Origin of the sequence: Candidatus Avelusimicrobium caledoniensis, assembly GCF_902756455.1 — a bacterium.
GTDB lineage: Bacteria > Elusimicrobiota > Elusimicrobia > Elusimicrobiales > Elusimicrobiaceae > Avelusimicrobium > Avelusimicrobium caledoniense.
Map to the genome: position 1 here is coordinate 1 of NZ_CACVRB010000015.1, position 15,121 is coordinate 15,121.

16 protein-coding genes and 5 tRNA genes are annotated in these 15,121 nt (G+C 46.2%); 4 read left to right on the forward strand and 17 right to left on the reverse strand.

The genetic code is table 11. The features are described 5' to 3' along the window. Positions 1–250 precede the first annotated feature (250 nt). Positions 251–946 (forward strand): type IV pilin protein, encoded by a 696-nt coding sequence (locus ACQY2W_RS04775; RefSeq protein WP_428049914.1) that lies wholly within the window; start codon positions 251–253, stop codon positions 944–946. A 370-nt stretch (positions 947–1,316) separates the two neighbouring features. Here the strand turns inward: ACQY2W_RS04775 and rplA are convergent, their stop codons facing one another. The 16 genes from rplA to ACQY2W_RS04855 form a co-directional block, all read right to left on the reverse strand. Further along, positions 1,317–1,991: a 50S ribosomal protein L1 gene (rplA, locus tag ACQY2W_RS04780; protein WP_428049916.1), complete on the reverse strand. Its 675-nt coding sequence runs from the start codon at positions 1,989–1,991 to the stop codon at positions 1,317–1,319. 49 nt (positions 1,992–2,040) lie between these two features. Beyond that, complete coding sequence (gene rplK, locus ACQY2W_RS04785; protein WP_428049918.1) at positions 2,041–2,475, reverse strand: 50S ribosomal protein L11; 435 nt, start codon at positions 2,473–2,475, stop codon at positions 2,041–2,043. Between the two features lie 41 nt (positions 2,476–2,516). After that, positions 2,517–3,050, reverse strand: a complete 534-nt coding sequence (gene nusG / locus ACQY2W_RS04790) for a transcription termination/antitermination protein NusG (RefSeq protein ID WP_428049920.1) — start codon at positions 3,048–3,050, stop codon at positions 2,517–2,519. After that, entirely contained in the window at positions 3,050–3,238 is a 189-nt protein-coding gene (gene secE, locus ACQY2W_RS04795) for a preprotein translocase subunit SecE (RefSeq protein ID WP_428049922.1), read from the reverse strand. The genes nusG and secE overlap by 1 nt, the downstream gene beginning before the upstream one ends. A 24-nt stretch (positions 3,239–3,262) precedes the next feature. Continuing rightward, a tRNA-Trp gene (locus tag ACQY2W_RS04800) sits at positions 3,263–3,334 on the reverse strand. Between the two features lie 9 nt (positions 3,335–3,343). Further along, positions 3,344–3,505, reverse strand: coding sequence for a 50S ribosomal protein L33 (rpmG, locus tag ACQY2W_RS04805; protein ID WP_428049924.1), 162 nt, complete (start codon positions 3,503–3,505; stop codon positions 3,344–3,346). 101 nt (positions 3,506–3,606) lie between these two features. Continuing rightward, a complete protein-coding gene (tuf, locus tag ACQY2W_RS04810) occupies positions 3,607–4,797 on the reverse strand; it encodes an elongation factor Tu (protein WP_428049926.1) in 1,191 nt (396 codons plus the stop codon). A 44-nt stretch (positions 4,798–4,841) separates the two neighbouring features. Then, positions 4,842–4,914, reverse strand: a tRNA-Thr gene (locus ACQY2W_RS04815). 36 nt (positions 4,915–4,950) lie between these two features. After that, a tRNA-Thr gene (locus ACQY2W_RS04820) sits at positions 4,951–5,023 on the reverse strand. A 12-nt stretch (positions 5,024–5,035) separates the two neighbouring features. Continuing rightward, positions 5,036–5,106 (reverse strand) — tRNA-Gly (locus tag ACQY2W_RS04825). A 215-nt stretch (positions 5,107–5,321) separates the two neighbouring features. Next, positions 5,322–6,683, reverse strand: coding sequence for a tetratricopeptide repeat protein (locus ACQY2W_RS04830; protein WP_428049928.1), 1,362 nt, complete (start codon positions 6,681–6,683; stop codon positions 5,322–5,324). Beyond that, the gene (locus ACQY2W_RS04835; RefSeq protein WP_428049930.1) at positions 6,655–7,476 is read right to left on the reverse strand and encodes a phytoene/squalene synthase family protein; all 822 of its coding nucleotides are present in this window, start codon (positions 7,474–7,476) and stop codon (positions 6,655–6,657) included. Before ACQY2W_RS04835 ends, ACQY2W_RS04830 begins: the two co-directional genes overlap by 29 nt. Beyond that, entirely contained in the window at positions 7,463–8,299 is an 837-nt protein-coding gene (locus ACQY2W_RS04840; RefSeq protein ID WP_428049932.1) for a pantothenate kinase, read from the reverse strand. Before ACQY2W_RS04840 ends, ACQY2W_RS04835 begins: the two co-directional genes overlap by 14 nt. An 8-nt stretch (positions 8,300–8,307) precedes the next feature. Beyond that, positions 8,308–10,344 (reverse strand): M3 family metallopeptidase, encoded by a 2,037-nt coding sequence (locus tag ACQY2W_RS04845; protein ID WP_428049934.1) that lies wholly within the window; start codon positions 10,342–10,344, stop codon positions 8,308–8,310. Between the two features lie 38 nt (positions 10,345–10,382). Then, positions 10,383–10,916 carry a type IV pilin protein gene (locus ACQY2W_RS04850; RefSeq protein ID WP_428049936.1) on the reverse strand — a complete coding sequence of 178 codons (534 nt, stop codon included), beginning with the start codon at positions 10,914–10,916 and terminating at the stop codon, positions 10,383–10,385. Between the two features lie 205 nt (positions 10,917–11,121). After that, complete coding sequence (locus ACQY2W_RS04855) at positions 11,122–12,492, reverse strand: prepilin-type N-terminal cleavage/methylation domain-containing protein (protein WP_428049938.1); 1,371 nt, start codon at positions 12,490–12,492, stop codon at positions 11,122–11,124. A 139-nt stretch (positions 12,493–12,631) separates the two neighbouring features. Between ACQY2W_RS04855 and ACQY2W_RS04860 the strand changes: the two genes are divergently transcribed. Together ACQY2W_RS04860 and speB are read left to right on the forward strand one after the other, a co-directional pair. Then, entirely contained in the window at positions 12,632–13,186 is a 555-nt protein-coding gene (locus ACQY2W_RS04860) for a pyruvoyl-dependent arginine decarboxylase (RefSeq protein WP_428049940.1), read from the forward strand. A 14-nt stretch (positions 13,187–13,200) separates the two neighbouring features. Further along, positions 13,201–14,088: an agmatinase gene (speB, locus tag ACQY2W_RS04865; protein ID WP_428049942.1), complete on the forward strand. Its 888-nt coding sequence runs from the start codon at positions 13,201–13,203 to the stop codon at positions 14,086–14,088. Between the two features lie 50 nt (positions 14,089–14,138). Here the strand turns inward: speB and ACQY2W_RS04870 are convergent, their stop codons facing one another. Continuing rightward, on the reverse strand, positions 14,139–14,690 hold the full coding sequence (locus ACQY2W_RS04870) for a type IV pilin protein (protein ID WP_428049944.1): 552 nt from the start codon (positions 14,688–14,690) through the stop codon (positions 14,139–14,141). Positions 14,691–14,986: 296 nt separating this feature from the next. On the opposite strand from ACQY2W_RS04870, the gene ACQY2W_RS04875 reads away from it, so the two are divergent. Then, positions 14,987–15,058: transfer RNA gene (locus ACQY2W_RS04875), tRNA-Cys, on the forward strand. The last annotated feature ends 63 nt before the right edge of the window (positions 15,059–15,121 follow it).

Here is a 15,121-nt window from a genome sequence, read left to right on the forward strand (position 1 = left end):
AAAATTTACAAACTCGCTACCCGCTCAAACATGTAAATTTCCTTTTCCGATTTGGCGCTTTTTGTAAACGGTGCTAAAGGGGCGGATAAACAACAAAAACATTACAGAATAACACGAAGTTCCCCTCTTACGAAAGATAACATCATCAGCTTACAGAGGTTTGAGGCCTTATGCCCGTGCGGCGAGCACTTGACAAATCAAAAAAAAAAACGATAATAAAGGGACGCAAAAACAACAAGGAGCAAACATTATGAAAAACATAAATAATAATTTGTCATCCCGTGAGGCCTCTGCACGGGATCTTCCGCCGGATCAATCTGTCACCGTTATTAAACAAGGAATAACGACCTATTTCAATAAAGAAAGACGAAGATCCCGGATAAAAACCTTCCGGGATGACAGCTCTTTATATCATAACGGCTTTACGTTAATTGAATTATTAGTGGTTGTACTTATCATCGGCATTTTGGCGGCGGTAGCGGTGCCGCAATACCAAAAAGCAGTGGAAAAATCAAAAGCCACGCAAGCATTGACGCTACTTAAAAGTATTTCCCAAGCGGCTGAAGAATATTATTTAGCAAACGGTTCAGAATTTACATCTTTTGATGATTTGTCCGTAGATATTCCTTGGACCGGAAACATAAAAGCACATTCCGGTTTCTCTGAAGTTAAATCAAATAATGATTGGTCTTTACAACTGGACTCAAGCACCTCCGGATGGGTAATTATATACATCTTCCGAATCTCCGGTAAATATAAAGGGGGAGGATTTCATCTTGTATTACACCGGCAAACGACAAACCAACACACCAATGAACCTATCGGTTGCTCCGAATTATTAAGCGGCTCCTATGCTTTTTCTTTATCCGAAGGGGCTTATTGCCGTGAGATTATGAAAGGCACATTAAAATCAACCGATAGTTTTCACCGATCTTATACTTTATAAGTGGATACCTGTGTTATAAAAAAGCACCGCAGGTACGCAAGGAGAACGCAACAACGAAATGGACCAAATAATGCTGCGAGTTGAGCACGAAACGGCCCGCCACCCCAAGACTATCATTGTAGATGATTGCCTTGATTTTTCAAAACCGCTCCAAGTTGCGCGGGCTAGTTGCCCGCATAGGCGTAATGATAGTTACGTCAAGGGCAAGGGACGCGCAAATTGGCAGGTTTTGGAAAATTGTTGGCCCAAATAGCAAACGTCCGTAAAAGTTGGTTCACTTTTACGAACGTTGCGAAAACGCAAGTTTGCAACAGTTGTTCATAAAAAAGCCCTGCGTAACGCAGGGCTTTTTCGTGTGCAAAAGAGATGTTTATTTGTTGCTTACAAACACCCCGGGGCCCATCGTAGAGCTCATAGAGATGCTCTTTACATAGATACCCTTAGAGGTGCTCGGTTTTACACGGATGATCGTGTCCATAACCGCTTTTGCATTTTCCGCCAATTTGGCAGCGTCAAAAGACGCTTTACCGATAATGGCGTGTACGATACCATACGTATCGGCTTTGAACTCAATACGACCGGCTTTTAAAGCTTTGATCGTGTTGGCCAAATCAAACGTAACCGTACCGCTTTTCGGGTTCGGCATTAAACCGCGCGGCCCCAAAATTTTGGCGGCTTTAGCGAGGTCTTTCATCGTGTCGGGCGTAGCGACGAGGACATCAAAGTCAATTTTACCTTTAATGACTTCTTCTACAATGTCTTCGGCACCTACGCGGTCGGCCCCGGCTTTTTGCGCCTCTTGGGCGTGTTCGCCTTTGGCGATGACAGCGATGCGTTTGGTTTTACCTGTACCGTGCGGCAAAGCTACCGTCGTGCGGACTTGTTGGTCGGCCTTTTTGGTATCAATGCCTAATTTCACGTGCAATTCTACCGTTTCGTCAAATTTCGCTTTCGCGTTATTTTTTACGATTTCGGCAGCTTGTTCAAACGTATAGGTTTTGCTTTTATCGTACGCTTTTACAGCGGCTTGCATTCTTTTTCCCATCTAAATACTCCTTAGGTTCAAACGGGCTCGCGCCCTCCCTGATTAAAATTTATTTTACTACGTCTACACCCATGCTGCGGCAGGTACCTTTTACCATTTCCGCGGCGGCTTTTACGTCCTTCGTGTTCAAATCGGGCAATTTTTGAGCCGCGATTTTTTCACATTGGGCTTGGGTGATCTTGCCGACTTTATCTTTGTGCGGAGCTCCGGACCCTTTAGCGAGTTTGAGCTCTTTGATAATCAGCGTGGCCATAGGCGGCATCTTGGTAATAAAGGTGAAAGAGCGGTCTTCAAAAACAGTGATGATGACCGGGATCTTAATACCTTTTTCCATTTTAGCCGTCTTGGCGTTGAATTGTTTGCAGAACTCCATGATGTTCACGCCGTGTTGACCCAAAGCCGGACCCACAGGCGGGGCCGGGTTGGCTGCACCGGCAGGAATCTGCAATTTGATATAACCTTTTATTTTTTTCTCTTTTGCCATTTTATTGTTACTCCATTTTTACTGCAATACTGCGGTAAAATCTAGTTCTTTTCCACTTGCAGGAAGTCCACTTCCACGGGGGTAGCGCGGTCAAACACGGTAACCATTACTTTGAGTTTGTTTTTCTGTTCGTTGACTTCTTCTACCACGCCGATAAAGTGTTTGAACGGACCTTCGGTAATGCGTACACTTTCGCCGCGTTCAAATTCCACCAAGCGTTTGGGTTTACCGGACGGATTATCGGTCAGTTCCAAGATACCGGCAATTTCTTCTTCCGGCAACGGAACCGGGGTGGGATCACCCAAAAATCCGGTTGCACCCGTGATTGATTTGATAAACCAATAAGTTTCGCTGGTCATATTCATTTCTACCAGCACATAACCCGGGAAAAATTTGCGTTTGCGCAAGATCTTTTTGTTTTGTTTGACTTCCACTACTTCTTCAGTAGGAACTAACGCGTTGAAAACACGGTCCGAAAAACCGCGGATTTCCGTGTTGAGTTTAATTCTTTCGCAAACTTTATCTTCGTACCCGGTTTGGGTATGCACGACGTACCAAGCTCTTTCTTCAGCCATTAGTGCCCCCCAACCACTTTGCCAAGCAGACCCGTCAGGCCCCAGTCAATTACACCCACGTAAATAGCCACGAGCACAACGACAATACCCACGAGCACTGTGGACCAAAATACTTCGCGCCGGGAAAGCCACGTAGACTTTTTGAGCTCGCCAATGGATTGCTTCACAAAATCGATTGCTTTTGTCATAAAAATGTATCCTTACGTAAGATGCAGGAGCGGAAGGACTCGAACCTTCAGTCCCGGTTTTGGAGACCGGTGGTTTACCAGTTAACCGACGCTCCCACTAAAATTTTACGAAGCTTTTCCTTCTTTGTGGACAGTGCTTTTTCCGCATTTTTTGCAGAACTTGTTCACTTCCAATTTATATTCTTTCTTTTTACCGCGCACTTGATAGTAGTTTCTGTTTTTGCATTGTGTGCAAACCAGCGCGATTGTAATTCTTTCACTTGCCATCTTGTTTATCCTTAGTTAATAGGGCACAGGCCCAGATAAAGGGTTAGTTCTTTGTGGGGGCGCGGCAGGCGCCCCCACGAAGAGAACTAAACAATATGTTACTACTCAATAATTTTGGTTACTACACCAGCGCCTACGGTGTGGCCGCCTTCGCGGATAGCGAAGCGCAAGCCTTCTTCCATGGCTACCGGGGTAATAAGTTTAACTTCAATTTCCGCATTGTCGCCGGGCATGATCATTTCTTGTTTGAAAGAAAGTTCGCCGGTTACGTCAGTGGTGCGGAGGTAGAATTGCGGTTTATAACCCGGAGTTAACGGGGTATGGCGGCCGCCTTCTTCTTTTTTCAAGATGTAAACTTGACCGATGAAATGTTTGTGCGGGTTGACCGTTTTCGGCGCAGCCAATACTTGACCGCGTTCTACTTGGTTCTTTTCAATACCGCGCAGCAAAATACCTACGTTATCGCCGGCGATACCTTCGTCCAAGAGTTTGCGGAACATTTCAATACCGGTGGCAACGGTGTTCAGGGTGTCGCGGAAACCAATGATTTCAAGCGGATCACCTACGTGCACCTTACCGCGTTCAATACGACCGGTGGCTACCGTACCGCGGCCGGTGATAGAGAAAACGTCTTCTACGGCCATCAAGAACGGTTTATCGGTTTCGCGTTTGGGTTCGGGGATCCAGGAATCTAACGCGTCCATCAAGCGGTGAATGCTGGGTTCACCGAGTTCGCCTTGGTCGCCTTCAATGGCTTTCAAGGCAGAACCGCGGATAATCGGCGTGTTGTCGCGGTCAAAATCGTATTTGCCTAATAATTCGCGGACGTCTTCTTCCACGAGATCCAACATGTCTTTATCGTCAACTAAATCAGCTTTGTTCAAGAATACGACGAGTTTCGGTACGTTCACCTGTTTAGCCAACAATACGTGTTCGCGGGTTTGCGGCATCGGACCGTCTTCGGCGGATACTACCAAGATAGCACCGTCCATTTGCGCGGCACCGGTGATCATGTTTTTAATGTAGTCAGCGTGGCCGGGGCAGTCAATGTGCGCGTAGTGGCGTTTGTCAGTTTCGTATTCTACGTGAGAAACGGCTACGGTTACAATTTTAGAAGCGTCACGGACTACACCGCCTTTGGCGATATCCGTGTAAGCCATAGCTTTGGCTTTACCTTCTTTGGCTAATACTTTCGTAATAGCAGTGGTAAGAGTGGTCTTACCGTGGTCCACGTGACCAATCGTACCGACGTTTACGTGCGGTTTGCTGCGGGAAAATTTTTCCTTTGCCATTTGTTTAGTTCTCCTAATTTTAATTTGTACTGCTTTTTAAAATAAGCTGGGAGTGGGAATCGAACCCACGACCTTCTCCTTACCATGGAGATGCTCTACCGACTGAGCTACCCCAGCATGTTACTACTGGTACTGCATACTTCAAATCTGCTAAGCTGGGAGCGGGAATCGAACCCACGACCTTCTCCTTACCATGGAGATGCTCTACCGACTGAGCTACCCCAGCAGAAATGTTCAAAGCGGGCGATGGGAATCGAACCCACGTCACAAGCTTGGAAGGCTAGTGTTCTACCATTGAACCACGCCCGCAGAAAACAACAATTTATTATATCAAAAAAACACGGGCATGGGAAGTAATTTCCCCGCCTTACTACCGATAAAAACGACCCCCTTTGCGGAGGTCTTTTATATATTATAGCATAGAGCAAGAAATTTTGGCAAGAGGTTTATTGGTATGTCCAAGAAATGTAGGTAACGCCATCCCCTCCTGCGGTAGTGGTCCTGCCTGTGTAAAAATACAATTTCTAATTTAATAATTTTCCGTCGTCTAAACAAATCGTATATCCGTAATATTCATACGATTGCGCGAGCGAGTTACGCGGCACTTTGACGGTTTTATCGTACTTGGCTTTTTCTTTCATAAGATAATAATAAGGAACGCTCTTTTTGGGCTCTGACGGTGTTTCTTTTGCCAAAATAAAGTAGCGGTTTTGGGTCTTGCTGACCGGCATAAAATAGACACCGAGTTCTTTGCGCAGCGTTTCCGTATCGCATTTAGTTTGTTTGGCTAAGAAATTGAGCTCCCGGCGGGAAATTTCTATATATCCCGCGTTTTTAAGTTCACTTTCCAACTTGGCCATTTGCGTCAGCAATTCTTGCGTGGGCGGCACGGACTCGTTGGGCAACAAGAACGATTTTTTGTTCTGCAACGCTTCGGTATAAGCGTGATAACCGTTATCGGTAAGTGTATTATCTTCGTTAAAAATTTTATGGCCTTGCAAGTCACGCAATTTAAATACATCTTGCACCGGCACGCCGGCCCGTTGGAAAACGCCCACCGCATCTTGCCCGACATATTGCCGCAACGCGTTATAGCCCGAAAGCGTCAAAATTTCACGCTCAAAAGCCGTACCTTTATTAAGTGTTACTACGTAATCGGTAGGGACGGTGGGATATTTATTTTTCAAATAATCAACGCCGCGGCGTTGTTCGGCCTTGTGAATAGCGGCAAACGTCCGGCGCATATCGTCCGTCAGTTCGCTTACGTCGGGCTTAATAGCGTAGCGTTGTTTGAGCGCGGCGAGCATTTCGGCATCGCTCATATAGTCCGGCTCTAAATTTACCAAGCGGTTGCGCGCAATTAAATTAAGCGGCTCTACGGCTAACGCCGAGCGGTAAAACTCCGCTGCTTGTTTTTTGTCGCCCTGATACTCTACGATTACTCCTTTGCCGACCAACGAATTGACATTGGCCGCATTAGATTCCAGCGACTTAGTATACCACGCAAAAGCGTCTTCGTTTTTCTGCCGCTTGAGGGCAATATCGCCTAACATAGAATAAGCATAAGATAAATACGGAGATGTGTGCGTCATCAAACCAAGTGCTGTTTGAAACGCTTTTTCGGCACCGTCTAAATCTTCCAGCGTCAAGAGTGCCCCCGCCAAAGAAAGTTGGGTATCTGCATTTTTGGGAGCTAAACGCACGCAACGGGTAAATGTTTCTTTGGCAACCTGATACTGTTGTGCGGCAAATTGTTTTTTGCCTTCATCCAAACACGCAGCCGCCTTTTTGGACAGCCCGGTTGTATTATTAGCCGCCGACGCAGCCATAAAACCCGCACTAAGCAGTACGGCTATACTAATGAAAAAATGTTTTGCAACACGCATGGAAAACTCCTAACAATTTCTCGGGTTTGGTAAGTTTAACGGGACGCTCAAACTTAAAACCGCTTTCTCTTATTTTAGCAAGATTTTTAGCATACACGCACGCCATCATATAGCAAGGAATCATTTGTAAGCGCGGCAACCGGGCCATATTTTCTTCGGCTTTGCCATAATAATCACGTGCCAAGACAGCCAATTCGCCAAGTGCTTTGGCTAATTTTTCAGACGGTTTTGCGCTTAATACTTCTTCACGCGACAGCCCGTGCTTAGCAAGCAAATCACCCGGCAAATACACCCGGCCCAATTGTGCATCGGCAGGCACATCGCGGATAATATTAGTGAGTTGCACGGCACGGCCCAAGTTATCCGCGAGCGTTTGTGCTCGCGGTCCGCGCACATCTAAAATATCTAGCGTGGCTAGCCCCACGACGACCGCCACGCGGTATAAATACCAATCAAGCGCGCCCAAGGTATCGTAGGGTTTGGCTTGCAAATCGGCGCGCATGCCCTCTATTAAAAGTAAAAAGCGGTCTTTAGCGATAGCAAATTCTTTGACGATAGGAGCGAGCTGTTTGCCCAGTTCGGTTTGGGCGTTGCCGTCAAAAATACGTTCTGTTTCTTCTTGCCAAAAATCTAATTGTTGGTGCGGATCCTGTACATTGGGCTCGTCCGCGATATCGTCCATTAAGCGGCAAAACTCGTAATACGCGGCCAGCGCCGCCCGGCGGCGTTTATTTAAAAAGAAAAACGCCGGGCCGAAACTGGACTTTTTATAAGACGTATTATTTTCTGCCATGTTTTTTTAAGTACGACAACGCCGCCCCCGTGGCGGTAGCGTAAATTGCATTTTTAGGAATTATAAATTGCACACCGTGCATTTTGTGTAACGCTTGGAACACTTTTTTAGCAAACGGAACTTGCGTGAGTGTGCCTGTTAAAATAACGTCTTTAATGCGGTCGTTGCGGCAAGCAAAAACAGCTAACATGCCGATTGTTTGGAACGTCATATTCAAAATACCCAGCGTGATATCTGCCGGCGTAGCGTCGTCTTCCATTTTGCCAAAGTTAGATGCTGTTGTGTCCGGCGGCAAAGTGGGAATTTCGGCCGCGCTGATGTCTTTAATGTTTAAATCTACATTTTCCAACACACCCGTTTGCGCCAGCTCAACTACCGTGCGAAACGACGTAGCACCGCAGATTTTTCCGCACAGCCCCGCCACCGTTCCGCCGCCGACACCGGACCCGCCGATATGCACGATGCCGTCCTTTCCGGCGCGCACAAACGCTGTCCCTGTACCCATGCTGACAATAAGTCCTTCTTTCTTGCCGGATAATTCCAAGCCGCCCAGACCAATGGCTTCAAATTCATCTACTTTGGACGTGGGTATCCCGTAAATTTTTTTCTTAAAGAGCGACGCGCCTACCCCGGTTAAAATAATTTGGGTAACGTCTTTTAGCGAAAGGTTATTTTCATTGATAAACTTGCCCAGCGCGCCATAGGCCGATGTTTGCGGATCGGCCGCTTCCACTTTTAACATGGAAATCAATTTACCGCTGTTTGTATATCCGACGATTTTAGTGGTAGATCCGCCCACATCAATTCCGATCACTACGCTCATAGTTGCTCCTAGTTAAGTCCGATAGATTTTAAGAACGGCTCGTTACTTACCGGGCGGCCTAAAAAGTTTTTGACCATATCTTCTTCTTCAATAGTACCGCCTTTTTCCAAAATTTCGCGGCGGTATTTTAAGCCGGTTTTGGTATCAAAAATACCGTTTTTTTCAAACTCGCTGAAGAAATCTTCCGCAATCACTTCCGACCATAAATAGCCGTAATACCCGGCATCATACCCGCCCATAATGTGCCCAAACGATGCTTGCGGGATCGTATTTTTTTGCAAGTGAATATGGCAGATTTTATCCGTCATGTCGTAATAGAGTTTGGTGGTATCGGGGGTTTTATTTAATGTGTGCAGCGTCATATCGTATTGCGCGAAAAAGTTTTGGCGCAAGTACGCACCCGCCGTGCCGAAATTTTTGGCATCAATCATCCGTTTAATAATATCGTCCGGCAACGGCTCGCCCGTTTTATAATGTTTGCTGATTTTTTTAAGTACCGTCGGGTTCCAAGCCCAACGCTCTAACAGTTGGCTGGGGGCTTCCACAAAATCCCAGCTGACACTCGTGCCCGCTTGCGGGGCATACTTGGCGCGCGTGAGTGCGTTGTGCAAGACGTGGCCGAACTCGTGGAACAAGGTTTCCACTTCGCTGTGTTTTAACAAAGACGGCGTATCTTTAGACGGCTTATTCATATTGGCTACAATCGCCACGAACGGCGTTTGATACGTGCCGTCTTGTTTTTCTTCGCCGCCCACCAAATCAAAACACGCGGCGTGTTTATATTTACCCTCACGCGGGTAAAGATCCATATAAAAATAAGCAATTAAATGTTTGTCTTGCGCGTCTTTAATGGCAAACGCTTTTACATCCTCGTGCCAGACGGGGATATTGACCGGCTCAAACGTAATGCCAAACAAATTACCGAACAAATCTAACATACCGTCCACCACAACTTGCGAGGGGAAATATTCTTTGATTTTTTCGCTGTCTAAGTTAAGATATTCTTTGCTGTATTGATAGCCCCAGTACGCACTTTCCCACGGGAAAATTTCGCGTGATTTTTTGCCGGTTTTTTCGTTTTTATAGGCCACCATTTGTTTGGTTTCCGCTTTGCCAAGCGGCGTTAATTTCTTCTGCAAATCTTTCAGAAACGTCATTACGTTTTTGGGGGTTTTGGCCATGCGGTTTTCCAGTTGCACGTCGGCATACGTTTTGTAGCCAAGTAGGTGCGCGGCGTTGCGGCGCAACGTGAGCGATTTTTCTAGCAGTTCCACATTTTTCTCGCCGCCGCGGCGGTTGTATTTATAGTTAAGCTCTTTGCGGGCGTTTTCATCTTCCGCGCTTTTCATAAACGGGATAACGTCGGGGTAATCTAACGTAACGATATATTTGCCGTCATCCGTTTTTTGGAGTTTTTGGATGTAATCTTCGCCCAACCCTTTAAGTTGTTCCGCGGTTACATACAGCGGGTCTTTATATTCGCGGATGTTTTGGTCAAACTCAATGGCGTATTGCGATTCTTCTTTGTTAATGGCTTTGTATTTTTCCAAATCTTCGTCGTTAAGATCCATCCCTTTGTATTTAAAACCGATCAGCATTTCTTTAACAAGTTTTGCTTGCACGGGGTCTAGTTGCGGGTGGGTGTCGGTATATTGGCGGATCGCACGGTAGATATCGCGCCGGGCGGAAATATCCACCATGTATTTACTGATTTGCATTTCAAGTGCGGTAACGGTGTCGCGCAGATTTTTATCGGTAGAAACGTAGCTCAAAAAGCCGCTCACACCCAGTGCCTCGTGGTATTTTTTGAAGATACGGTAATAGCCCAAAATGGTGTTATCAAAGGTGCGTTTTTCGGCGGGGATAGCGATAAACGCGGCGAGGTCTTTTTCCAACTGTTTGCGGGCGGCGGACTCGGTAGGGGCAAGCTCCTCGGCTTTATAGTCAAAGTGTAAAACTCCGTTTTTGTTAAACATAGGTGCCATGGCAACCCCCTCCGTAAATAAACAACATAAAAAAGATATGAGTATGATTTTTTTCGTCATACTCATATCATAGCATTTATGGGGAGCAAAACGGGATGCTACGGCAAATCGTACCAATACCATCCGGACCCCAACCGGCGGTTGGTGCCTTTTTCCAGTTTTTCACAAAAGCGGCCGTCCGAAACATAAGACCCATGATTTGCTTCTATACAAATCATATTTTGTGAGGACATTTTAAAAACGAACCCCGTGCACTTATACGGTCCGTCCGTCCACACTCCTGAAACGCCGCCGCCACTATTGGGGATATTCAACACCACTTCAAAATCTTTCCCTTGACGGACCGATTGCCGGGCTTGCGCAACCGATAAGGAGCAGAAATTATATCCCCCGGTAGGTTCCACCAACGGAACATCTAAGCTTAATTCGTCAAAGCTATCTGCGTATTGTCCGTTTGCCATATAGTACGCATTTTCGGCTTGTGCCAAAGAAGAAACTAATGTTTTGAGTTGCACATTACGGCTTTTCCACACCGCTTTTTGATACTGCGGCAACGCCACCGCCGCCAAAATACCAATGATTAAAACTACAACCAACAATTCAATAAGCGTAAATGCTTGTTTGTTTTTCATACAACCTCCTTTTACCATTAAATAAAATGTAGCAAAAAAAAAAACGATGTCAAGCCCCCCTCCGCTTTTCTGGCACCAGAAAAGTTCGCAAAAGAGTGCCGCCTAGGGGGCGGCCCGCAGGGTTGCTATAAAAAGCACTAAAGGGGGCGGGAAAACAAACAAAAAACCCCGGGCATATACCCGGGGCTTGACAGAAACAAGAGTGTTATTCGCCTTCTGCGGTACGGATCGTACCGTCGGAACGAGGAGACCCTTTGGGGCAGAATTTGCCGGAGCAATAGGATGTGTCTTTATATGTGTTGCTGTTGCACGCACCGGACACGTTGGCGTAACAGACAGAGCCGTCCGAATACGTGTTGCTACCGCACGCACCGCTGCCGTTCCCGTAGCAAGAAGATCCGCCCGAGAACGTAGATTTTCCGCCACAACCTCCCGTCGTATTACTGTAACAGGAAGACCCGTTTGTATAACTGGCCGACCCGCAACCGTACATCGCGTTTGATTGGTTATAACAGGTAGAATGATCGTAGGTACTGCCGCTACCGCAAGCTCTTTTGTTAGACGAGCCGGCACTCTTGGCATAACAGGTAGAATCGGTAAAAGAACTCCCCTCGCATCCGCCGGTACCGTCCGCTATACACGTGGAATTAGCAAACGTGCTAGCTTCACAAGAGGTTGGACTTTCCGCATAACAATACGAATTATTGGAATAAGTGGCATGACCGCACCCGCCCGTCGCATTACTGTAACAGGCCGAATTGGACACATAATCACTTCTTCCGCACACAAAGCCGTCGCCGCTCTCGTTATAGCAGGTAGAATTATCAAAGGTACTGTATCCGCATACCGTGGACGACGCATTCTTCCCTCTGCCTTGCCCTTGGCAAGTAGAGTCGGTAAATTCACTGTGCTGGCAACCTTGGGCACTTCCGCCGACACAAGTGGAACCGGTAAAGGAAGAATTGGAACAACCGCCTTGCGTGTTGGCCTCGCAACGGCCGCCGTGCGTAACGATTAAATTACTGGTATTGTAATAGGTAATGGGCACCGTACTGAAAGAGCCGTCCGAAGGTTTCCCTTCCAAAATATACGCGGTGTATCCTTGTCCGCTAATGCTCCCATTGCCGATTTTTAAACCGTCCAATTCATCGGCACATAGCCAATTTGCCTCCTCATCACCGGTCTTGGCCTCACAATGTATGTTGTTGGAAAAATTATCACTGTGCAGTTGATACATTACATAACGGACATTCGGATTTTTGGTATGGTGGGCTACCACAAATTTATAATCGGGCTCTACTCCCAAGGAGATTTCTACTTGGGAAGAGTCTTGCGGCATAGATACGTCCAAATCTTCCGGATGAGTGGCATACGTTCCGCGAGATAAATAATACACCTCTTGCGCTTGCAACAAAGCTTTGGCACTGGCCGCTACCGTGCCGAAACGGCTTTTCATCACAGCATGCTGATACCACGGAACAGCCACACTGGCCAACACGCCAATCACCAACATTACTACTAATATTTCAATCAATGTAAAACCTGTTTTTATCGTTTTTTCTTGTCCAAATAGCATAGATATACACCCTCTTTTTTTATTTTACAGAATTTGGGGAGCTTTTGCAAAAAAGGAAACGATTTACAAACCGTAGTAATTTGTTATAATTTAGAAAGCAAAAAATTCACATTAAAAAGGAACAAGTGGAAAAACAAAAATGTACGAACCGTTTGTAGCCAAAGAGATCTTCCTTACCAAAGGGATCGGACGTCACAAAGAAAAACTGGCCAGTTTTGAAGAGGCCTTGCGCGATGCACACATTGCGCCGTTTAACATTGTACCGGTGTCCAGCATTTTCCCGCCCGGATGCAAATTGATTCCCGCCGCAAAAGGGGTCAAACAACTTAAACCCGGGCAGATTTTGCATTGCGTCATCAGCCGCAACACCAGCAACGAATATCGCCGTATGATTGCGGCGTCCGTGGGTGTGGCTATCCCCAAAGACGGCAAAAACAACTACGGTTATTTGTCCGAGCACCACAGCTTCGGCGAAACCGATAAACAAGCCGGCGACTACGCCGAAGACTTGGCCGCTTTAATGCTTTCCACCACGCTGGGTATTGATTTTGATAACGATACCACGTGGGATAAAAAAGAAGAAATTTGGAAGATGAGCGGCAAGATCGTCCGCACCACCAACATCACGCAATCTGCTATCTGCGTAGACGGTATGTGGACCACGGTATTAGCCGCGGCTGTATTTGTCAAATAACACACGGTAATTTTGTGAGCGAAGACAACGTACAGATTGATAAGTTTATGGGGCTGGAGAGCAAAACAAGCTCTCTGCCCCTTTGTAAATTCGCGGTCGTGCCGGTGCCGTTTGAAAAAACGGTCTGCTACGGGCACGGTACCGCCAAAGGGCCTGCCGCCGTCATTGAGGCGTCCACTCAAATTGAACTGTGGGACGAAGAAACCAAAACGGAAACGTGGGAACTTGGCATTAACACGCAACCCGCTATCAACTGCAAGGGCTCTACCAACACCGTTTTTAAAAATATTGATAAGACCGTTCGCAACCTCATGCAATATAAAGCGATTCCGTTTTATATCGGCGGGGAGCACACCGTTACGCAAGCATTGGCGCAACCGTATATTGAAAAATATAAAAACTTGAGTATCTTGCACTTTGACGCCCATGCCGATTTACGCCCAACGTTTGAAGGAACGCCCAAAAGCCACGCGTGCGCGTTATATCCGGCGTCGCGCCAAGTCAAAGTAGTGCAGGTGGGCATCCGCAGCGTAGCCAGCGAAGAAAAACAATTCTGCAACGCAGGCAACGTAACCACGTATTTAATGCACGAACACCGCGACATTAAAAAACTAATTCCGCAAGTCCTAAAAAAGCTGACGGACACCGTTTATATTACCATTGATGTTGACGGCTTTGATCCGTCGGTCATTCCGGCCACGGGCACCCCGCAACCGGGCGGATTTATGTGGTACGAAGCGTTAGATTTATTCCGCGAAGTCATCAAGCACAAAAAAATTGTGGCCATTGATGTGGTGGAAGCGTGTAAACGCAGCGCGGACACGATTACGGAGTTTAACGTGTCTAAACTCATTTACCGCCTGATGGGATATCTGGCACTTAAAGACCAGAAGAAGAAATAAAATTTTGGTACGAGGAAAGAACCCCCGCAATTTCTTGCGGGGGTTTTGTTTTAAGGTAAACGATAATAATACCACGGTGAATTTGTGTGATCATATGTACCTTTTTCTAATTTGGCACAAAAGTCACCAATAGATCCATCTGAGGAATTGTTATGTTTTTCGCGGCACCGAAGAAGTTGATTGGTACTATCAAAGAAAAACCCTGTGCATTTATACGGATCCGTCAGCCACACCGCTTGCACACTCACGTAAGAGGGATTGCTTGCAACTCCGCCTAACACAATTTCAAAATTTTTTCCGCGGCGTACCGAATCTGTCCCGGCAATAGCAAAGTAACATTTATCTTCCGCCGAGCCGCTTTGAACAGGCGCAGAAAGCGGCAAATCTATATCCAATTCATCAAAATTAAATGCATATCGTCCATTGGCTAAATAATATGCTTGCTCCGCTTGCGCGACAGATTGTGCCAATGTTTTAAGTTGCGCGTTGCGCGATTTCCATACCGCTTTTTGATATTGCGGCAACGCTACCGCGGCCAAAATACCAATGATTAAAACTACAACCAACAATTCAATAAGCGTAAATGCTTGTTTGTTTTTCATACAACCTCCTTTTTATCATTAAATAAAATGTAGCAAAAAAAAAAACGATGTCAAGTAAAAGTTTTCTCCGATAAAAAACCCGTAAGAGCAAAACTCTTACGGGCCCACAAAACACAAAAGTAGCCAATAAAAAGGGGAGGCCTACGCCCCTTAACGGGGCCTCCCCGCAAAGCGCGGGCTCTGTGGCACTCCCTTACTGATACTATAATGGTTTTGTGAAAAAAATCAAGGCCTAATTTTGATTTTTCATAACTCGTCTTTTTTTGCTATAATAAATATATAAATTGAGAAGTTACGGTGCGGTGGCCAAGTGGTAAGGCGTCAGTCTGCAAAACTGATATTCGTGGGTTCGATTCCCGCCCGCACCTGATTTTTTTGAAATAAAAACCGCCGAAAGGCGGTTTTTTGTTTCAAGAAAATCGGGCGTGGCA